Source organism: Streptomyces sp. NPDC039736, from assembly GCF_055596485.1.
This window is the reverse complement of record NZ_JBVIUQ010000002.1, coordinates 878,476-898,152: the sequence shown is the minus strand read 5'-3', so window position 1 is coordinate 898,152 and position 19,677 is coordinate 878,476. Positions and strand designations below refer to the sequence as shown.

The following is a 19,677-nucleotide window of genomic DNA, read 5'->3' as shown; positions in this document are numbered from 1 at the left end:
CGGGACCGGGTACGGGGACGTACGGAGGCGTGGACCCCCGGCGGGGGGCCGGCCCTTGCCGCTGCTACTGGTTCGCGGCGCGGAACCGCGGGAACGCGGAGCGGCCGGCGTACACCGCGGCGTCGTCGAGGATCTCCTCGATGCGCAGCAGCTGGTTGTACTTCGCGACGCGGTCCGAGCGGGCCGGGGCGCCGGTCTTGATCTGGCCGCAGTTCACGGCGACGGCGAGGTCGGCGATGGTGACGTCCTCGGTCTCGCCGGAGCGGTGGCTCATCATGCACTTGAAGCCGTTGCGCTGCGCGAGCTCGACGGCGTCCAGCGTCTCGGTGAGCGAGCCGATCTGGTTGACCTTGACCAGGAGGGCGTTCGCGGAGCCCTCCTCGATGCCGCGGGCCAGGCGCTCGGGGTTGGTGACGAAGAGGTCGTCGCCGACGATCTGGACCTTGGAGCCGATGCGGTCGGTGATGACCTTCCAGCCCGCCCAGTCGTCCTCGTACAGCGGGTCCTCGATGGAGACCAGCGGGTACGCGGAGACGAGCTCCTCGTAGTACTCGGTCATCTCGGCGGCCGAGCGGGACTTGCCCTCGAACTCGTACTTGCCGTCCTTGTAGAACTCGGAGGCGGCGACGTCGAGCGCGAGCGCGATCTGCTCGCCGGGGATGTAACCGGCCTGCTGGATGGCCTCGACGATGAGGTCGAGGGCGGCGCGGTTGGACTCCAGGTTCGGCGCGAAGCCGCCCTCGTCGCCGAGGCCGGTGGACAGGCCCTTGGTCTTCAGCACCTTCTTGAGGGTGTGGTAGACCTCGGCGCCCCAGCGCAGGGCCTCGGAGAAGGACTCGGCGCCGATCGGCGCGATCATGAACTCCTGGATGTCGACGTTGGAGTCGGCGTGCGACCCGCCGTTGAGGATGTTCATCATCGGGACGGGCAGCAGGTGCGCGTTCGGGCCGCCGAGGTAGCGGAACAGCGGCAGGTCGCTGGCCTCGGAGGCGGCGTGCGCGACGGCCAGGGAGACGCCGAGGATGGCGTTGGCGCCCAGCGAGCCCTTGTTCTCGGTGGCGTCCAGGTCGAACATCGCCTGGTCGATCAGGCGCTGCTCGGTGGCGTCGTAGCCGACGAGCTCCGGGCCGATCTGCTCGATGACGGCGAGGACGGCCTTCTCGACGCCCTTGCCCAGGTAGCGGTTCGGGTCGCCGTCACGGAGCTCGATGGCTTCGAAGGCACCGGTGGAGGCGCCGGACGGAACGGCAGCACGACCCGTGCTGCCGTCGTCGAGGCCGACCTCGACCTCGACCGTGGGGTTGCCTCGGGAGTCCAGGATTTCCCGGGCTACGACGACGTCGATGGACGGCACGAGCATCTCCTTATGGGATGTGACGCGAAGGTGGCGGGCCCCCGGAAGGGGCACACGGCGCAGGGTCTCTTTCGGCCTTGCGACAAGAGCCTAACCGGCTCCAGGGCATCGGCCAGCCGATCGACCGCACGCTGGGACGAAAAGATGCCCGAATGCCTGTAATACAGGACGAAGGACCCCGGTGACCTCACCGAGGGTCACGGATCTGTTCTCCCGCGAGCACGGCCCGTGTGCACGCCTGAGTGCTGACGCGCACGGGTGAGCCCTCTCGGGCCGACGCGGCCGGCGGCGCCCGCCCGTACAGGGGACGGCCCCGGCGGGACGCGTTCGGGGGGAAGTCGCGTCCGGCCGGGGCCGGGGTGCGGAAGGGGGCGGGGGTGAGCCGCCCCCTTCCGCTGCGGACTCCGGGCGGGGGTGGGCCGCCGGAGGTCCGCGGTGCGGGAACCGGGCGGGGGTGGGCCGCCGGGGTTCCCGCGGGGCGGGGACGGACGGGGGTGGGCCGTCGGTCCCCGCTGGATCAGCGCAGGTGGAGCTGCTGACCCGGGAAGATGAGGTCGGCGTCGGAGACGACGTCCTCATTGAGGTCTGCGATGTGCTGCCAGCCGCCCTTGACGTTCTTCGCCTCGGCGATCTTCGACAGGGTGTCGCCGGCCTTCACCTGGTACTCGCCGTCACCCTTCTTGATCGGGCCACCGGCCTTGGACTCGACCTTCGGCACCGAGCGGGTCTGGCTGCGGGAGGCGGCCGGGGCCTCGCGCTTCTTCTCCGCCTTGGGGGCGGACTTCACGGACTTGGTGGACTTCGCGGACTTCTGCGAGGAGCCGGAGCCCGTGCTGACGCCCGGGTCGACACCGTCGTTGCTCAGGTTGCCCGCACCGGCGCAGGCCCAGGCGCCGGGGCCCTGGATCTTGAGCAGCTTCTCGGCGGTGGCGATCTGCTGGCCCTTGGTGGCCAGGTCGGCGCGCGGGGCGTACTTGGTGCCACCGGCGGCGGCCCACGAGGAGTTCGTGAACTGCAGGCCGCCGTAGTAGCCGTTGCCCGTGTTGATGGACCAGTTGCCGCCGGACTCGCACTGGGCGACGGCGTCCCAGGTGTCGACGGAGGCGGCGGAGGCCGAGGTGGCCCCCATCAGCGGGGCGGCGACCGCGACACCGGTGACGCCGGCGATGGCGGCGGCACGGGTGGCCTTGGACGGACGGCGGTGCTTGCCCTTGCTGCTGAAAAGCGACATGGATATTCCCTCACCGACGCCTTCGAGGTGAGCTGTCGGGTTCGGGCTGTGAGTTCGCCCGGCCTCCGGTCCGGATTTCCGCACACTGCTTGCTGCGGCATTCCGTTTCGGCGGCTTCACCCCAAGCCGTTCCCGTCACGTCTCTCAACGTCCGGGCCCGGCACTTACCTTGGGTCCCCCGCTCCTGCCTACGGCGCTTTCGCGACGACTGCTGCCGAGGCCCGCCGGCAGGATTCGGCGTGCGGGCTCCGGTGCTCACCGGTGGCGAGCGATGACGACCGTAATCACAGGTGCCCCGGATGTTCAAAGAGGCACATCCGGGACATCTGCCCCGTACTTGCCCTCTCCTCCCTTGCGTTTACGCAGGTCAGAGGGGGCTTACCGGGAGTCGCCCGAAGGGACGCGCCAGTTGGGGCGAAGAGACTCATGTCTCACTTGCGCAAATATGGACACAAGCCCCCCAACCACCCCTACTTTTCGCTCTTCTCCGCCGTCTGACCCTCGCTCAGATCCAGGTGCTGACCAGGCTTGATGAGGTCCGGGTCGGTGCCGAGGGACTTCTTGTTGGCCTCGTAGAGGGCCGACCAGCCGCCGGGGACCTCCGCGGCGTCCGCGATGTGCCAGAGGTTGTCACCGGGGCGCACGGTGTACGACTCCTGCTCGGGCGCGCCGCCCGGCCCCTTCTCGCCGCCGCCCCGCGAGGCGTGCCGCCCGGCGTCCCGCTCGGCGAGTTCCCCTTCGGGCGAATCGTCCGGTGCGAGGGAGGAGTTCTCCGGCGCGGGCACGCCGCGGTGCTTGCCGGTGCCGGACGTGCCCCGGTCCTCGGCGCCCGGGGCGCCGGTGGCGTCGGGCACGCCCGGGGGCGTGGTGGCGTCGCCGCCCGGCCCGGTGCTGGGCGAGACGCTGGAGCCGGGAGTGGGCTCGACGGGGACGGCGGTGCCGGCGTCGGGCGTGCCGGCGTTCGGGTCCGGGGTCGCGGAGGCGTCGCCGCTCGGGACGGCGCCGGGGGTCCGGTCGCCCGGGGCCTGGTCGCCCAGGGGCCGGTCGCCCGCCGGGGTGTCGTCGCCGGGCCCGGCGTCGGCCGCCGCGCCGTCCGCCGCGTCCGGCTTCGCGGAGTGCGCCGGGGGCGTGGGAGGCGTACGGGAGTCGATGCCGGCGATCGCGCCGGGGTCGGCGGCGTCCACCCCCGCCCCGCCGGAACCGGAACCGGACTGCCCGCCGCCGCCCGGGGCGAGCCCGGAGATGACGGCGCAGCTCGGCCAGGCCTGCGGGCCCTCGGCCCGGAAGACCTTCTCGGCCACCTCGATCTGCTGCGAGCGGCTGGCGAGGTCGGCCCGCGGGGCGTAGGCGTCGCCGCCGTACTGCTCCCACTTGTCCTGGGAGAACTGGAGCCCGCCGTAGTGCCCGTTGCCCAGGTCGGCGCTCCACGCACCGCCGCTCTCGCACTCGGCGACGCGGTCCCAGGCACCTGCCTCGACCGCTCCGGCGCTGGTGGCGCCGAGAAGCGGAATCGCGAGCGCGGAGCCGGTGACCCCGGCGGCGACGACGAGTGCGGGGGCCTGACGCGGGCGGCGGTGTTTACCGTTCCCGGAACGCATGCGGTTGCCTTTCGCTGACGGTGACTCGGCTTCTGGCGAAACAGCCGGGTCGCCCGTGAACGTAGCCGCAGTCGAACACCCGTCACAAGTCGGTGCAGCGGAGATCACGTAAAGGTCACATCGCTGCCGACCGGTCATTTCCGGTGCCCCGCACGCCGCTTCCGAACTCCACCGGCAGCGTGCGCAGTCCGCGCATGATGAGCCCGCCGCGCCACCGCAAATCAGCAGGTTCCGCCGCGAGTCGCAGGTCAGGAAGACGGGTCAGCAGGGTCGCCAGCGCGGTCTGCGCTTCGAGCCGCGCGAGGGGCGCGCCGAGGCAGTAGTGGATGCCGTGCCCGTACCCGAGATGCTGATTGTCCCGACGGCTGAGATCGAGGGTGTCCGGATCGTGGAACCGCTCGGGGTCGCGGTCGGCGGCCGCGAGCACGACGAGCACGGGGTCGCCCACCGCGATCGGCTGCCCGCCGAGGGTGAGCGGTTCGGTGGCGTACCGCCAGGTGGCGAGCTCGACGGGCCCGTCATAGCGGAGCAGTTCCTCGACGCCGGTGGCGAGGAGGGCGGTGTCGCCCGCGGCGAGGGCCGCTTGGAGCCGCTCGCGCTGCTCCGGGTGGCGCAGGAGGGCGTAGGTTCCGTTGCCGATCAGGTTGACGGTCGTCTCGAAGCCCGCGAAGAGCAGGATGAACGCCATCGCGGCGGCTTCGTTCTCGGTGAGGTGCTCGCCGTGGTCGCCGGCCCGGATGAGGTCGGAGATGAGGTCGTCCCCGAGGTCCTCGCGCTTGCGGTGGATCAGCTCGGCGAGGTAGTCGCGCATCTTCTTCACCGACCGGGCCACGCCCCCGCGCGGCCCGCCGCCGTGCCGGATCATCATCCCGGCCCAGTCCCGGAAGTCGTCCTGGTCCTCGCGGGGCACGCCCAGCAGGTCGCAGATCGCGTAGATGGGCAGGGGGAAGGCGAACTCGTGGATGAGGTCGGCGGACCCCCGGTCCGCGAAACCGTCGATGAGCCGGTCGGTGAGCTCCTGCACGCGGAGGGCGAACTCGGCGACCGTGCGCGGGGTGAACGCCTTGGACACGAGGCGGCGCAGCCGGGTGTGGTCCGGCGGGTCGATGTTGAGCAGGTGCGTCATGAGGTCGGCACTGCGCTCGCCGGGGATGCCCGTCTTGCCCTTGGCGTGCGCGGAGCCGGCGTGGTTCGCCGGGTTCTTGCTGAGCCGCTGGTCGGCGAGGGCCTGCTTGGCGTCGGCGTACCGGGTCACCAGCCAGGCCTCGACCCCGCTGGGGAGGCGGGTGCGGTGCACGGGCGCGTGCTCGCGGAGCCAGGCGTAGGCGGGGTAGGGGTCGGTGGCGAACTCCCAGGTGAAGAGTTCGGGGGCGGGGTCGGCGGGGGGTGCGGTGCTCACCCGTCGACGGTAGCCCCTGGCGTCCCCGGGCGTTTTCCGAGCCCGGCGGGGCGGTCCCGGCAGCGCCGGGCGGGTCAGGCGGCTCCGGCCTCCGCCGCGAGGATCGCGTCCCGGTACGCGCGCGCGGCGGCGCGCAGGGCGGTTTCGGGGTCGACGCCGTCCGCCTCGGCGCGGGCGGCCAGGGCGAGGAGCTGGTAGCCGATGCCGCCGTCGCCCGGGGGGAGGGGGACGGCGAGGCCCGCCGTGCGGGTGCGGGACGCCAGCTTCGCGGCGAGGGCGAGGGCGGGCTGGGCCAGGGGGACGCCCTCCGTCACCGAGGTGCGCTGCTTCTCGACGGCCTTGGTGCGCAGCCAGGTGGCCTTCACGTCGGCCGGGGTGGCGGCCGTCTCGTCGCCGAAGACGTGGGGGTGGCGGTGGATCAGCTTGTCGATGAGGGTCGCGGCGACGTCGTCGATGGAGAAGGGGCCCTCGTCCGGGTCCGCGTCCGGGTCGGCACCGGCGTCGGCGGGGGCCGGGTCGGCGTCCTCGGCGATGCGGGCGTGGAAGACGACCTGGAGGAGCACGTCGCCGAGTTCCTCGCGGAGCTCGGTGCGGTCGCCCGCCTCGATGGCCTCGACGAGTTCGTACGCCTCCTCGATGCCGTACTTGGCGAGCCCCTCGTGCGTCTGCTGCGAGGACCACGGGCACTCGCGCCGGATGCGGTCCATGACCTGGACCAGGTCGAGGAGGCGGGCGCCGGGGAGGTCGTAGGAGCCGGGGAGCAGTTCCAGGTCGGGCATCTGGACGCGGTGGGAGCCCGCGAGGCGGGCCAGTCCGTCGGTGAGCCGGGCGTCGCCCTCGCCGGAGCCCTCGGAGGAGGGGACGACGACGACGGTCCGGGCGCCGTCGGCGCAGTAGGCGACCAGTTCCTCGGCGTCCGGCGTCTCCCGCGAGACGCGCACCCCGGCCTCGTACAGGTACGGCAGCTGCGGGTGCGCGGGGTCGGCGCACAGCACCCGGTCCGCGGAGCGCAGGGTCTGCCAGGCGGGCCAGGACAGCAGGCCGGGGGCGACCCGGTGGCTGGCGGTGAGCAGGACGATGCGGCCGGGGGCGGCGGGTGCGTCGAGGGGTGCTTCGGTGGTCACCCCACGACCGTACCCGCGCCCGCTCCCCCGCCGCCGCCCCGGTGCCGGGACCGGCCACCGCACCCGTCGCGGCACCGGTCGCCGCTTCGGCTACGGCATCTGCTGGGCCCCGGCGTCGGCGGCCGCCTGGGCCTCCTTGTCCTTGGTCTTCTGGACGATCCACGGCGTCTTCTTCGCGACCAGCATGATCTGCTCGTCGTTCCACGCGCCGAAGCGCGGGTTGACGTTGATCTTCAGGTCCTTGGACGCCTTCGCCAGGACGGCGGTCATCTTCTGCATGCCCTGGTTGGTGGAGAGGTCCGCCCGGTGCCGGGCCGCGAGCTTGGTGAGCTGGATGTCGCGGCGTACCGCGGACTCGATCTGCTCGGGGGCGTACCCCTGGCCGAGGAGGTCGGAGCGCAGGCGCTCCTCCGAGCCCTTCTGCTGCACGGCGGCGGCGCGGGCCTGCTGGACCTCCTTGCGGCTGACCGTGATGCCCGCGTCCTCGGCGGCGCGTTCGACGACCCGGCGGAAGAGGGTGATCTGCAGTTCGGCGCGGGTGAGCTGGCCGGTGCCGCTGATGACCTCCTTGCCCTGCGGGGTCTTCGCCTGGGCGGCGCGTACGGCGTTGGCCTGGCCCTGGAGGGCGGACACCTCGATCCGCTCGCCGCCGACGAGGGCCGCGGCTCCCGGGTGGGACTGGCTGCCGCAGGCGGTGAGGAGGGGGCCTGCGGCGAGCAGTCCGGCGGCGGCGAGGAGGGTTGAGCGGGTGCGCGTACGGCGGTGCAAAGGGTGCCTCCCGGGGGCGGTGATCGTGCGGCGTTGCACAACAGCCTTGCGGTTGTCGATGTTAGGCAGCCGGAGTGGTCCGGGCCACTGGTTCGACCAACGAGTCGCGGGTGAGGGGGGATGCGGCGGCGGGGGCCCCGGGCGCGTTCCCGGCGTCGGCGTCGGTCTCGCCGATGAGGAAGTGCGGGCGGCGCTTCGCCTCGTAGTAGATGCGCCCGACGTATTCGCCGACGACGCCGAGCAGCACCATCTGCACGCCGGAGAGCGCGGTGACGGCGACGAGCAGGGTGACGTATCCGGGAGTTTCCACGCCGTTGACGAGCGCGTCACCGACGATCCACGCGGTGTACGCCAGCGCAACGGCGAGGAGAAGGAGGCCGAGGTAGAGGGCGGCCCGGAGTGGTTTGTTGTTGAAGGAGATGACGCCGTCGAGACCGTAGTTGAGGAGTTTCCCGAAGGTCCATTTGGAACGCCCCTCTTCGCGTACCGCGTTCTCGTAGGCGAAGGTCTCGGTCGGATATCCGATCCAGGCGAAAATGCCTTTGGAGAAACGGTTGTACTCGGTGAGGCGGAGCACGGCGTCGACCGCCCGCCGGGAGAGCAGCCGGAAGTCGCCGACGCCGTCGACGAGTTCCACGTCGACAAGTCGATTCACGAAGCGGTAGTAGGCACGGGCGGTCAGGGTGCGGGTGACGCGGTCGCCCGCCCGGGTGCGGCGGGCGACGACCTGGTCGTTTCCCCGTACGTGCAGGGTGATCATGCGGGCGATGAGCTCGGGCGGGTGCTGGAGGTCGGCGTCCATGATGACGACCGCGTCGCCGCGCGCGTGCCGCAGGCCGGCGAGCATGGCCGCCTCCTTGCCGAAGTTGCGGCTGAAGGAGACGTACCGGGCGCGGGGGTCGTCACCCGCGAGGGACCGGAGATGGCTGAGCGTTTCGTCACCGCTGCCATCGTCCACGTACACGAATTCAAAAGAGATCTCGAAGGGAAAGGCGGGCGCGAACGAGGCGATTTCCCGGGACACGTGCGCGTGAAATCGGCGCACGACTTCCGCCTCGTTGAAACAGGGCACGACGAGGGAGATGAGCATGTGCCATGGGAGCGCGGCCAGATGACGTTCTCTCAGGAGTCGGATGACGGGGAAAGGGCGGTTCGGTTAACGGAATCGCAGGGTGGTGGTGAAAGGGCCGGTGGCGTGTTTACGGTCGAGCCATGCTGAATCGGCTCCGGTTTTCCCGCCCGCGTGTTCGTCCCGTCGTCGCGTCGTCGCTGCTCGCCGCCGTCCTGGCCGCGTTCGCGCACTGCCTGGGGTCGGCGCTGGCGGGCAGCCGGCCCTTCGGCGCGATGAACCGGAACGTGAACGACCTGGGAACGCAGTTCGTCCCCTTCCACGCGCACCTGTGGGACGTGCTGCACGGGCGGGCGGACGGCGGCTGGCTGATCAACTGGCAGTCGGGGTACGGCTCCAGCTTCCTGCCCGACGTGGGCACCTACCTGTCGAGCCCCTTCTCGTGGCTGGTCGCCGTCTTCCCGCGCGAGGAGATCGATCTCGCGGTGTACGTGACGTCGGTGCTGCGGATCGCGGTGGCGGCGGCGGTGATGGCGTGGCTGCTGCTGCGCGTGCGGCCGGGCGGGCGGTGGTGGCTGGCGGGCACGCTGGGGGCGGCGTACGCGCTGTGCGGGTGGTCGGTGATCGAAGCGTCGTACAACCCGATGTGGCTGGACGGGCTGATCGCGTTCCCCCTGCTGTGCGCGGTGGGCGAGGCGATACGGGACGGCCGGCGGCCGGTGCGGTGGTTCTTCGGCGGCGTGCTGCTGGTGGCGTACGTGTGGGTGGCGAACTTCTACACGGCGTACATGGCGACGCTCGGCGCGGGCCTGGTGCTCGCGGCGCGCCTGCTGATGGACGGCGGCCCGTGGCGGCCCCGGCTGCGGGTGGCCGGGAAGGCGTGCGCGGTGGTGGGGCTGGGCGTCGGGCTGTCGGCGCCGCTGCTGCTGACGGTGTACGCGGGGACGCGGCACGCGTATCCGGGGATGGGGCTGACGTTCCGGCCGGCGGGGTGGGAGGACCTGCTGGGGCGGCTGCTGCCGGCGACGTACTCCTTCAGCTCGCCCGCGATGTACGTGAGCGGGGCGGTGCTGGTGCTGGCGTGTGCCCTGCCCTTCCACCGGGGGTTGGCGGCACGGGTGCGGGTGGGGTGGCCGGTGCTGGCGGTACTGGTGGTGCTGTCGATGCAGTGGGGGCCGACGCACTTGGCGTGGCACGCGTTCGCGGAGCCGAACGGGAGCCCGTACCGGCAGACGTTCGTGCTGAGCGGGGTGCTGGTGCTGGCGGGATGGGCGGCGGTGGGCGAGGGGGCGCTGCCGCGCCGGGCGCTGTGGGGTGGCGTGGGGTGCGTGGTGCTGGTGGGCCTGGCGGGGGCCGGCAGTGCCTTCGTGGTGCGGTGGTCGTGGGCGGGCGCGGCCCTGGGACTGGTGGCGGTGGCGGGGGCGCTGGTGCTGCTGGGGCGGGAGCGGGGACAGGGGCGGGCGCGTCGCGGGTATGCGGTGGCGGCGGCGGTGCTGCTGATCGGCGTCACGGTGGGGCAGTCGGCGCTGACGACGGCGTGGGGGGCGAAGCGGAGGGTGGCGGCGCAGGACGACCACGCGCCGTACGGGCCCCGGCAGGTGGCGCACCGGGCGACGATCGCGGAGGTGGACGGCTGGCCCCGGTACCGGACGGACCCGGGCCGGACGCAGACGGTGCACAACGACGCGATGGTGGTCGGCGGCCAGGGCGCTTCGTACTACAGCAGCGTCACGTCGGCGGTCCTGACCCGCACGCTGTCCGCGCTGGGCGACGGCTGGAACGGCAGCGGGCGCGCCCCGCACAGCCTGGACAACCCGGTGACGGACGCGCTGTGGGGGGTGGGGGCGCGGCTGCGGTCGACGTACCGGCAGGGCGCGGACACGGAGTTCACGGTGGTGCGCGGGGAGGCGGCGCCGCTGGTGACGGTGCGCGACGCGCTGCCGGCGGGGGCGGGGTACGGGCGTTCCGCCTTCGCCAACCAGGAACTGCTGCTGGGGGCGCGGGTGTACGAACGGGTGCCGGGGACGGCGGGGACGTGCACGCCGGGGGCGCCGGTGTTCGTGTGGGCGCCGGGACTGAAGGGTTCGGCGCGGCTGGGCGCGGGGCAGCCGGTGGGCTTCGACGCCAGGCGGGGCCGGGTGCGGGCGCCGATGCAGCAGGTGGGAGTGGCTCCCGGGGACGGGCGGGTGCGGGTGCGGCTGGAGGGGTCGGGGAAGCGGGGCGCGGAGGTGGCGTGCCTGCGCGGGGACCGGCTGGCGGCGGCGGTGCGGGAGCTGCGCGGCGCGGCGGAGGTGTCGGGCGTCTCGTTCGGTGACGGAACGGTGGAGGCGCGGGTGCCGGGAGGCACGGGGAACCGGATGGCGGTGGTGGCGGCGCCGAGGATCGCCGGGTGGCGGTGCGGCGTCGCGGGGGCGGAACCCGTCCCGGCCGCTTCCTACTTGGGGATGCTGGCGGTGCCGGTGGGACCGGGGGGCGGACTGGTGCGGTGCGAGTTCCACCCCCCGGGGCTGCGGGCGGGCTCGGCGGTGGGGGGTGCGGCACTCGTGGGTGCGGCGGGGACCGGGGCGGCGATGTGGTGGCGCCGGCGGCGGGGCGGGGCGCCGGGGACGGAGACGCGGACGGGGGCGGCCCCGGTGCGGGAGGGGGAGGTCGCGGGGGTGGGCGCGGGGGCTTGAGGCGTCTCCGGGGCGGTGCGCCCCGGCCGGCCGGGGCGGGAGCCGCCCTGCGCAGGGGGGGCGGGGCGGCCGGTCAGCCGGGGCCCGGGCGGCCCGGCGCGGGGGTGGGACGGGCCGGTTCCGCAGGGGTGTCCGGGACGTCGGCGGCCGGGTCGCCCTCCGTCAGGAGGATGCGCCGGGACAGTACGTACGTGACCGGGATCGCGGCCGCCGCCGCCAGGAGCGGCGCGATCCGCTCCCCCACCCTGCACCACTCCACCAGCACGAACACTCCCACCGACGTCACCACGAAGTTCGTGAGGTTCGTCAGCGGGAAGAGCAGGAACTTCCGCCAGGTCGGGCGGGTCCGGTACGTGAAGTACGTGTTCAGGAAGAAGGAGCCCACCATGCTCACCCCGAACGCCAGCACGTACGCCGGGTAGTACGGCAGCCAGGCGTGCAGCACGAGATAACAGCCGTAGAAGGTCGCGGTGTTGACCCCGCCCACGAGGGCGAAGCGCGCGATCTGGAGGAGTTGCGGGTTCACTGTCCGGGACGCGCCCGCAGGAAGGCCGAGGTGGCCACCCGGCCCAGCAGTTCCAGGCGGGAGCCGCCGTCGGCGAGATGTTCCGCGAGGGCTTCGCCGACGCCCGGCCAGGCGGTGTCGCCGTAGTCGTCGAGGACGACGACGCCCCCGTCGGCGACGACCTCCTCGGCCCAGCGCAGGTCGGTGCGGACGCCCTCGCGGGAGTGGTCGCCGTCGACGATCACGACGCCGTAGCGCCGGTCGGACACCGCGGCCCGTACGTCCGTGTCCTGCGAGAAGCCCCGTTGGATACGGAAGTCGGCGTCGGCGAGCGCGAGGTTCGCCCGTACGACGTCCTCCCGGACGGGAGTGCCCGTGGGGTCGTCCGCCTCCCGCGCGGCGTCCGGCTGGAGCTGCGAGCCGATGAGCGGATCGACGACGGTGAGCCGCGCCTCGACGCCCTCGCGGTGCAGCATCCGCGTGAGGGCGGTGGCGAACAGGCCGTACAGGGTGCCGATTTCGAGCACGTCGGGGTGCTTGGGCGGTGCCAGCAGGGGGATGGTGGCGAGCTTGCCGCAGACGTTGGACGTGCCGCCCGCCATCCGGCCGACGCCGAGGGCCTCCAGGGCGACGACGGTACGGAACGCCGAGGTCACCGCCCGCCGGGCGTGCCCGCTGCCGCTGACGTCGGCCACCTGGGCGACGAGGATGTCGATCTGCCCGGCGGAGGGCATCCGGTGGGCGCCGCGGCCGGTGCGGTCGAGGAGCAGACCGACGGCCGTGCTCTGCTTCTTGAGGGCGTCCACCTCGGCCCGCAGCGCGTCGAGTTCGGCACGGGCCCCCCGCGTCTGGCTGCGTACGCGCTGGTCGACGAGGTCCGCGAGGGGGCGCAGGGCGCGCCGGGCGAGGGGATGCGTCAGCAGGGGCATGGCGGGGACGGTAGGGGATGCGGGGGTGCGGGGCGTGGCGGGCGGCTGTCGACGGGGCGAAGGGGAGGTGTCGGGGCGGGTCGCCGCACCGGGCCCCTGCGGGGGGCTCCGGGACGCCTCCTGGAGGCAGCCGCGATGCTCCCCGAGACCGCCGCGGCTCCCACGGGGTCCCACGGGTCCCACGGGGTCCCACGGGCCTCCCGGCGGGCACCGTGACCCTCCCGGTGGGCGCCGCGCCCCACCCGGCGGGCACCGTGACCCTCCCGGTGGGCGCCGCGCCCCACCCGGTGGGCGCCGCGCCCCGCCCGGGGCCCCCGCGCCCCTCCCGGAGGCGGAGGCTCCTCGACGGGCGCGGGGACCCGCGCGATCAGCCACGGCGCGCCCGCACGGCCCGGGGCCCGCCCCCTCCGCTCAGCGGGGGCCGCCGAACTGCCGCTGCCGGTCCAGCCCGCGCCGGATCTCGCCCACCAGCGGGTGGTACGAGCCGTACACCCGCTCCACGTCGTGGAGCAGCGCCTGCGACTGCCGCCCCGCCTCCCCGTGGTCCCCCATCGCCAGCAGCAACTGCGCGATCCGGTGCCGGAGTTCGAAGGCCCGTGCCGGGTCGCCCCCGGAGACGTAGCCGTTCTCGTAGTACGGGAGCAGTACCCGGTACTCGCCGAGCGCCGCCGCCGGTTCGCCCAACTGCTCCAGGCACTGCGCCGCGTCGTACCGGAACTGGAGCGCCTGCGGGTCCGCCGGCCCCGATTCCGCCGCCCGTTCGTCGGCCAGGCGGCGCAGCTCGGGCAGCGCGCGCCGGTACTGGCCGTCGTCCAGCAGGGTCGCCGCGTACTGCTTGCGCAGGATGCGCACCACCGGGGAGCGCTCGCCGTGCTCGGCGGCGGCCGCCGGGAGGATGTTGCCGAGCAGGTCGACGGCCTGGGTGATGCGGCCCTCGCCGAGGAGCTGCTTGACCTCGTCGACCGCTCCCGCCACGTCGGGTTTCGCGGGAGTCGGCGGCTGCACGGGCGGCGCAGGGGGCGGGGCCGCCGCCCGGTCCGGCCAGGGCGCCTGCGGCCGCAGGAAGGGGCGGGTCGGGTCGAGCGGCCCGGCCGGCAGGCCCCGCGCGGGCAGCAGCGGCGCCAGCCGCTCGTACACCTCGTGCACCGAACCGGGCCGGTGCTGCGGGTCCTTGGCGAGCAGGTGCAGGACGAGCGCCTCCAGGGCCGGCGGCACTTCGGGGCGCGTCCGCCGCACCGGCGCCGGCGCCTCGTACAGGTGCCGGTGCAGGATGCCGAGCGCGGTCGTCCCGGCGAAGGGGACGTCGCCGGTGAGCAGTTCGTGCAGCAGCACGCCGAGTGCGTACAGGTCGGTGTACGGCCCGACCGCGCCGCCCATCGCCTGTTCCGGCGCCATGTACGCGGGGGTGCCGATGGGGGTGCCGGTGTGGGTGAGGCGGGTGGTGTCGGTGTCGAGGACGGAGGCGACGCCGAGGTCGAGGACGGTGAGGGTGCCGTCGGGCTTGACCATGACGTTGCGCGGCTTGAGGTCGCGGTGGACGATCGGCACCGCGTGCACGGCGGCCAGCACCGCGCACAACTGGGCGGCGACGGACACGGTCCACTGCCAGGGGTACGGGTCGTCGTGCTCGGCGAAGTGGTCGGCGAGGTCGGCGCCTTCGACGTACTGCATGACGAGGTAGAGGTCGTCGTCGTCGCTGCCCGCGTCGTGCACGGTGACCAGGCCCGGGTGGTCGACCTGGGCGGTGACGCGGCACTCGCGCACGAAACGGCGGCGCATGTCCTCGGCCTCGGTGGCGGCGTGCATCCGGTCGGGGCGCAGCAGCTTGACGGCGACGCGCCGGTCGAGGCGCTGGTCGTACGCCGTCCAGACCTGGCCCATGCCGCCCTGGCCGATGAGGGTGGCGAGCTCGTAACGGCCCGCGATGACACGGCCGTTCACGGACGGCGTCCCCCGCCCTGGCCGTCCTGGCCGCCCGCGCCGCTCCGGCCGCCCGGACCGCCCTGGCCGTCCCGGGGGTCCTTGCGCAGCAGCTCGCTCAGTTCGTCCAGCTCGGCGCGCACCTGGTTGATCCGGGGCTGCGGCTGCCCGGACGGCTGGTACGGCTGCGGCTGCCCGGACGGCTGGTACGGCTGCGACTGCGGCACGGGAGGCTGCCGATGCACGGGAGGACGCTGGTGCACGGAAGGCTGCTGATGTGCGGGGGGCTGCTGGTGCACGGGCTGTTCCCGTACCGGCGGATACCCGTACGCGGGACCGGCGGTGGGCTGCTGCTGCGGGTATCCGTACGGGCCGACCGGGTGCCCGGGGCCGGCGGGCGGCGGGGTCCCCCACCCGTACGCCGGGGCCGGCGGCTGCCGGAAGTGCTGGACGTCGGCGATCAGGAAGTGCGTCGCGGAGGCGATCGACACGGCGATCAGGATCGCCAGGCAGACGTAGTCGACGCCGTTGGACTGCGTCGGCACGTCCGGGTCGTCGGACGGCGGCGCGCCGAACGCCCCCATGACGATCACCGTGGTGATCACCACGACCAACTGGCCCGCGAACAGCAGCCAGTCCGAGGTCCGCTTGCGCAGGACGGCGGTGCGCAGGGGGGCCGCCCAGGAGAGCAGTCCGCAGGAGCCGAGGGCGAGCACCGTGAACACCACGCGGAGCGTGATCAGCCCGGCGGGCGTGGGCTGGCTGCGCGGCGGCGTGAGGCCGGGGCCGTGCATGGCTGCTCCTGGGGTGACGGCACGTGGCGGAACGTGCTGGGGGACGGACGACGAGCGTATACAGCGACTCCGACAACGGCCCCGGGGTTGTACGGATCGGACCACTATTCCGGGCGGCCGTGCCGACGGCAGCCCCGAGGCCCCCCTACTGCTGCTCCGACGGCTGCTCCGGCGGAACCGTCCCGTCCGCCAGCCCGTCGTACCACCGCTGCACCAGCCGCTCCCCCAGCCTGCCCGCCAGCCGCAGCGCGTCCTCGAACGCGGCGAGCGCGCGGAAGCGGTCGCCGTAGCGGCGCTGGTCGGCGAGCGGCAGCCGGGGCAGTTGGAGGCGGCGCACGTCGAGCCGGGCGGCGGTGGAGGCGTAACTGCTGGCCTGCCGGTTGTTGGCGGTGCCGCGCAGGAACCCGGCGAGGAACCACGGGTCGAGGGCCGCCGGGTCCGGCCGCAGCAGGTGCAGGTTGCGCCCGAGCACGGCCCCCGCTCCCGCCCGGTCGATGACGCGGGCCACCGCGCCGCCGCCCAGCACGGGTACGACGACGTCACCGGGCTCGGTCAGCACGGCGTCGCCGTCCCCGGCGTCGGCGGACGTACCGGACGCCGCGCTTCCGGTGAGTACGTCCTGCTCGGTGAGCACCCGCGCGCCGTCGGGGCCGCCACCGGCCGATCCGGTGCGCAGCACCAGCGCGCCCGCGCGGGCGAGTTCGCCGACGGTGGTGACGGGCCAGTGCGCGGGCGGCGCGCCCGCACCGGCTTCGGCGCCGGCCCCCGTGCCCGTGCGCGGCGTCAGCTCGGCCGTCAGCCGCAGGGTGTCCGCCAGTTCCTCCGTTGCGGTCGCCAGCTCGGCGGCGCCGCCGTCGGCGGCCGGGGGCGGCAGGTGCCGGGCGGGGGCGAGGTCGACGTCGTCGTCGAGGAGTTCGATGACGGGCACGGCGCGGCTCACACCGGGGCGTTCCTCGACGGTGCCCGCGCTGTCGAAGGCCTGCCAGGTGCCGAGCACGGCGGTGTGCAGGGCGGCCCAGTCGAGCCGGTCGCGCCCGGCTTCGGACAGGTCGGCGGTGTCGACGACGAGGAGTTGCGGGGCGTTGCGCGCACCGGGGCCGGTGCCGGTGGCCGGCTTGCGCAGGACCCACAGGTGCAGTGGGACTCCGTACGGCGGGGCCGCGCCCGCGGGCAGGGCGACGACGGCGCGCAGCGCTCCCCGGCGCAACAGGTCGGCGCGGACGCGGCGGCCGGAACGGCGGGAGGCGGCGGCCGGGGGCATCAGCAGCACGGCGGTGCCACCCGGGCGCAGGCGGGCCAGCGCGTGCTGCACCCAGGCGAGTTCGGACTCGGTGCGGGCGGGGAAGCCGTACTCCCAGCGCGGGTCGTAGGCGAGTTCGTCGTGCCCCCAGTTGCGTTCGTTGAACGGCGGGTGACTGACCACCGCGTCCACCGCGACCTGCCGGAACACGTCGGCGCGCAGGGTGTCGGCGGCGGCGGCCCGCACCTCGGTGGCGCGGGCGTCGACGCACAGGGCGAGCCGCAGCGCGGCGAGGGCGGCGAGGTCGGGGTCGGCGTCCTGCGCGTACAGGGTGCTCGGCCGGTCCGCCTCGCCGCCCGCCTCCAGGACGGCGCGGAGCAGGGAGGCGGTGCCGCAGGCGGGGTCGAGGACGGTGCGGGGGCGGCCCGCGAGAGCGGCCATGAGGGCGGCGGGACCGGCGGGGGTGAGCGTGTACTGGCGCGGGTTGGCGTCCAGGTGCCGGCCGAGCAGGAACTCGTAGACCTGCGACGGCCCGTCCTGCGCGGCCAGTTCGGCAGCGGCCCGCAGCAGCGGCACGGAGGAAGCGAGAGCGGCCGGGTCCGGTGTGCGCACGGCCCGCAGCCACTCGCCGCCGAGCCGTCCGTCGAGGACCTGGGCCACGGCCAGGGGCAGGAGTTCGGCGCACCGGGCGTCGGACCCGGCGGCGGCGGTCTTCCACGCCGTCGGCCTCTCCCGTACGAGAAGGAGCGCGCATCCGGTGTGCATCAGGGCGGTGCTGGCACCGGCGGGGTGGCCCGCCACCTGCTGCCAGACGCGCTCGCGCAGGGGGACCTCGGCCAGCTTGCCCTGGGCGCGGAGCCAGGCCTCGACCTCGGCGAGCGCGAAGGAGGGGCTGGTCTCGGTGCCGCCGACCGGCTTGGGGAAGTCGCCGTGACGGCGCCGCCAGTTGCTCACGGCGGCCCTGCCGACTCCGGCCAGCCGGGCGATTCCGGCTGCGGTCACCTCTGTTGCGTTGTCCGGCACCGCGGTTGCCCCTCTCGGCGTATGAGCTGTGTTCCGAGCATACCGACAGTCGCGTTCACACCTCACTTCACAGCGTGAACTCTCCCTTTCTCGTGAACTTGGTTGACTCGGTTCACAGCTTCTGTTGTCATTGACCCAACGCACCCCGTCCCCATCGAGGGCCACCGCCGGAGGGCATCCCATGTCTCAGTACTCGCACCAGCCGACGCACCCGCAGGGCCCCGAGCCGCAGTACTACGGCACGCCCGGAGGCCATGGCGGAGGCCATGGCGGAGGCCATGGCGGCGGGCCCTACGGCGATCACGGCGGCCATGGCGGTCACGGTGGTTACGGTGGTCACGGCGCGCCCCGCGCCGCCCGCAACGGCCTGGGCACCGCAGCCCTGATCCTCGGCATCGTCGGCGCGCTGTCGGGCCTGATCCCGCTGATGTTCTGGCTGGCCGGAATCCTCGGCCTGATCGCGCTGATCCTGGGCCTGACGGGCCACGGCCGGGTCAAGCGCGGCGAGGCGACGAACAAGGGCGTGACCCTGACCGGCGCGGCGCTCGGTCTGGTCTCGCTGGTCCTGTCGGTGGTGGGCGCGGTACTGCTGTTCAAGGCGGTCGACGAGGGGATCAAGGAGGTGGACAAGGCCCTGTCGGGGCAGGAGGCCACCAAGAAGGACGGCACGGCCGGCGGGGCGAAGACCGACGGCAAGGGCGGGGACGACGGCACGGGCGGGTCCGGCGAGAAGGCCACCGACAAGGCGCTCGGCGCGGGCGACTCCGCCGAGTACGGCGACAAGCTGACCGTCACGGTGTCCGCACCGGTGAAGTACACGCCCAGCGCGTACGCGGCGGGTCACACCAAGGGCAACAAGGCCCGTCTGGTGACGGTGGTCATCCACAATGCGGGGACGAAGAAGTTCGACGCCACGGGCGTGCTGGCGACGGCCCGCGCGGGCAAGGACGGCACGCAGGCCGAGCAGATCTTCGACGAGAACGCCGGCACGATGTTCCAGGGCGGCATCCTGCCCGGCAGGAAGGCCACCGTGAAGTACGCCTTCAGCGTCCCGGCCGACGCGAAGAACCTGACCGTCGAGATCACCCCGGGCTTCGAGCACAAGGCGTCGCAGTGGGAGCTCACGCTCTGAGCTCCGGCGGCAGAACGCGCCGCGCCCCGACAGGGCCCCTGGAGGGGGGCGGCCCTGCCGGGGCGCGGTGCGTGCGTCACCGCCCGGCGGGGGCCTCGGTCGGGTTGCCGCCGCTGGGCAGCCCCTGCCGCGGGCAGTCCTTGAGCACCGCCTTCATGGCGTCGCGCTCGCCCGGGGTCACCCACAGCCCGTACTTCTTCTTCACCGCGACCTGCGAGGCGACGTACGCGCACCGGTAGCCCTTGTTCGGCGGGAGCCAGGTGGCGGTGTCGCCGTCGCCCTTCCTGCGGTTCGCGGAGGCCTCGGCGGCCAGCAGGTTCAGCGGGTCGTTGGCGAAGGCCAGCCGCTTGCCCTTGCTCCACTGCTGGGCGCCCTTCTGCCAGGCGTCCGACAGCGCCACCAGGTGGTCGATGTCGACCTTGCTCGCACCGCGCCGGTACTCGACGCGGGTGCCCGTGTACGGGTCGTCGGCCAGCACACCGGAGGAGACCTTGCACTTCTTGGCGTCGCCGAAGGCCACGTCCTTCAGGTCGCGCTTGAGGATGTCGTCGCGGGTTCCGCAGCCGTTGTCGTCGGTGTCGGCCCAGGCGCGCCCGAACGAGGCGCGCTGGTAACCCGTCTTCGGGGCCCGGCCCTTGACGGCGAGGTCGTCCACGGCGGCCAGCGCGGAGCCGGGCTTCCCGACGGTGCCGCCCGGCCCAGAACCCGAACCCGCCCCCGAACCGGGCCCCGTGCCGGACCGCACGGCGTCGCAGCCGACGCCGCCGAGCAGCAGGGCGGCCCCAAGCCCCGCCGCGGACACGGCTTTCCAGGCACTCCTGGACGTACGAGCTGTCACGACGAACCCCACCCCACGACTTCTTCGGCTGTTGCGCACCGGCGGACGGCCCACGCGCGGTCGCACACCGCGAACGGC

15 protein-coding genes and 1 riboswitch are annotated in these 19,677 nt (G+C 73.8%); of the genes, 2 read left to right on the top strand and 13 right to left on the bottom strand.

What is annotated here, in order from left to right; genetic code table 11:
• Positions 1-64: 64 nt before the first annotated feature.
• From eno to ACZ56L_RS09000, 7 genes are all read right to left on the bottom strand, one after another.
• Positions 65-1,360, bottom strand: a complete 1,296-nt coding sequence (eno, locus tag ACZ56L_RS09030; RefSeq protein ID WP_345222221.1) for a phosphopyruvate hydratase — start codon at positions 1,358-1,360, stop codon at positions 65-67.
• Positions 1,361-1,871: 511 nt separating this feature from the next.
• Positions 1,872-2,585 (bottom strand): transglycosylase family protein, encoded by a 714-nt coding sequence (locus tag ACZ56L_RS09025; protein ID WP_345222219.1) that lies wholly within the window; start codon positions 2,583-2,585, stop codon positions 1,872-1,874.
• A 2-nt stretch (positions 2,586-2,587) separates the two neighbouring features.
• Positions 2,588-2,791, bottom strand: a riboswitch (cyclic di-AMP (ydaO/yuaA leader).
• Positions 2,792-3,055: 264 nt separating this feature from the next.
• Positions 3,056-4,183: a transglycosylase family protein gene (locus ACZ56L_RS09020; protein ID WP_471062722.1), complete on the bottom strand. Its 1,128-nt coding sequence runs from the start codon at positions 4,181-4,183 to the stop codon at positions 3,056-3,058.
• 115 nt (positions 4,184-4,298) lie between these two features.
• Positions 4,299-5,582 (bottom strand): cytochrome P450 family protein, encoded by a 1,284-nt coding sequence (locus ACZ56L_RS09015; protein ID WP_471062720.1) that lies wholly within the window; start codon positions 5,580-5,582, stop codon positions 4,299-4,301.
• Positions 5,583-5,656: 74 nt separating this feature from the next.
• Positions 5,657-6,706, bottom strand: coding sequence for a nucleoside triphosphate pyrophosphohydrolase (locus ACZ56L_RS09010; protein WP_471062718.1), 1,050 nt, complete (start codon positions 6,704-6,706; stop codon positions 5,657-5,659).
• Positions 6,707-6,796: 90 nt separating this feature from the next.
• A complete protein-coding gene (locus tag ACZ56L_RS09005; protein WP_345222210.1) occupies positions 6,797-7,474 on the bottom strand; it encodes a SurA N-terminal domain-containing protein in 678 nt (225 codons plus the stop codon).
• A gap of 61 nt (positions 7,475-7,535) precedes the next feature.
• Positions 7,536-8,564, bottom strand: coding sequence for a glycosyltransferase family 2 protein (locus ACZ56L_RS09000; protein ID WP_380836801.1), 1,029 nt, complete (start codon positions 8,562-8,564; stop codon positions 7,536-7,538).
• A 122-nt stretch (positions 8,565-8,686) separates the two neighbouring features.
• Between ACZ56L_RS09000 and ACZ56L_RS08995 the strand changes: the two genes are divergently transcribed.
• Positions 8,687-11,218 carry a YfhO family protein gene (locus tag ACZ56L_RS08995; RefSeq protein WP_471062715.1) on the top strand — a complete coding sequence of 844 codons (2,532 nt, stop codon included), beginning with the start codon at positions 8,687-8,689 and terminating at the stop codon, positions 11,216-11,218.
• A 73-nt stretch (positions 11,219-11,291) separates the two neighbouring features.
• Here the strand turns inward: ACZ56L_RS08995 and ACZ56L_RS08990 are convergent, their stop codons facing one another.
• The 5 genes from ACZ56L_RS08990 to ACZ56L_RS08970 all read right to left on the bottom strand — a co-directional run bounded on the left by ACZ56L_RS08990 (position 11,292) and on the right by ACZ56L_RS08970 (position 17,608).
• A complete protein-coding gene (locus ACZ56L_RS08990) occupies positions 11,292-11,744 on the bottom strand; it encodes a GtrA family protein (RefSeq protein ID WP_471062713.1) in 453 nt (150 codons plus the stop codon).
• Positions 11,741-12,652: a class I SAM-dependent methyltransferase gene (locus ACZ56L_RS08985; RefSeq protein ID WP_345222203.1), complete on the bottom strand. Its 912-nt coding sequence runs from the start codon at positions 12,650-12,652 to the stop codon at positions 11,741-11,743. The genes ACZ56L_RS08990 and ACZ56L_RS08985 overlap by 4 nt, the downstream gene beginning before the upstream one ends.
• A 411-nt stretch (positions 12,653-13,063) precedes the next feature.
• Positions 13,064-14,593: a serine/threonine-protein kinase gene (locus ACZ56L_RS08980; RefSeq protein WP_401754036.1), complete on the bottom strand. Its 1,530-nt coding sequence runs from the start codon at positions 14,591-14,593 to the stop codon at positions 13,064-13,066.
• Entirely contained in the window at positions 14,590-15,366 is a 777-nt protein-coding gene (locus tag ACZ56L_RS08975) for a hypothetical protein (RefSeq protein WP_471062710.1), read from the bottom strand. Before ACZ56L_RS08975 ends, ACZ56L_RS08980 begins: the two co-directional genes overlap by 4 nt.
• A gap of 145 nt (positions 15,367-15,511) precedes the next feature.
• Positions 15,512-17,608, bottom strand: a complete 2,097-nt coding sequence (locus tag ACZ56L_RS08970; protein ID WP_471062708.1) for an N-6 DNA methylase — start codon at positions 17,606-17,608, stop codon at positions 15,512-15,514.
• Positions 17,609-17,810: 202 nt separating this feature from the next.
• Here ACZ56L_RS08970 and ACZ56L_RS08965 point away from each other — a divergent pair, with 202 nt between their 5' ends.
• A complete protein-coding gene (locus ACZ56L_RS08965) occupies positions 17,811-18,761 on the top strand; it encodes a hypothetical protein (RefSeq protein WP_471062706.1) in 951 nt (316 codons plus the stop codon).
• A 76-nt stretch (positions 18,762-18,837) separates the two neighbouring features.
• Here the strand turns inward: ACZ56L_RS08965 and ACZ56L_RS08960 are convergent, their stop codons facing one another.
• On the bottom strand, positions 18,838-19,563 hold the full coding sequence (locus tag ACZ56L_RS08960) for an HNH endonuclease family protein (protein ID WP_471062705.1): 726 nt from the start codon (positions 19,561-19,563) through the stop codon (positions 18,838-18,840).
• Positions 19,564-19,677 lie beyond the last annotated feature (114 nt).

Coding starts and splice junctions, on each gene's coding strand:
- ACZ56L_RS09000 (WP_380836801.1), bottom strand. CDS start 8,564: ATGCTCATCTCCCTCGTCGTGCCCTGTTTCAACGAGGCGGAAGTCGTG.
- ACZ56L_RS08965 (WP_471062706.1), top strand. CDS start 17,811: ATGTCTCAGTACTCGCACCAGCCGACGCACCCGCAGGGCCCCGAGCCG.
- ACZ56L_RS08985 (WP_345222203.1), bottom strand. CDS start 12,652: ATGCCCCTGCTGACGCATCCCCTCGCCCGGCGCGCCCTGCGCCCCCTC.
- eno (WP_345222221.1), bottom strand. CDS start 1,360: ATGCTCGTGCCGTCCATCGACGTCGTCGTAGCCCGGGAAATCCTGGAC.
- ACZ56L_RS09020 (WP_471062722.1), bottom strand. CDS start 4,183: ATGCGTTCCGGGAACGGTAAACACCGCCGCCCGCGTCAGGCCCCCGCA.
- ACZ56L_RS08975 (WP_471062710.1), bottom strand. CDS start 15,366: ATGCACGGCCCCGGCCTCACGCCGCCGCGCAGCCAGCCCACGCCCGCC.
- ACZ56L_RS08995 (WP_471062715.1), top strand. CDS start 8,687: ATGCTGAATCGGCTCCGGTTTTCCCGCCCGCGTGTTCGTCCCGTCGTC.
- ACZ56L_RS09025 (WP_345222219.1), bottom strand. CDS start 2,585: ATGTCGCTTTTCAGCAGCAAGGGCAAGCACCGCCGTCCGTCCAAGGCC.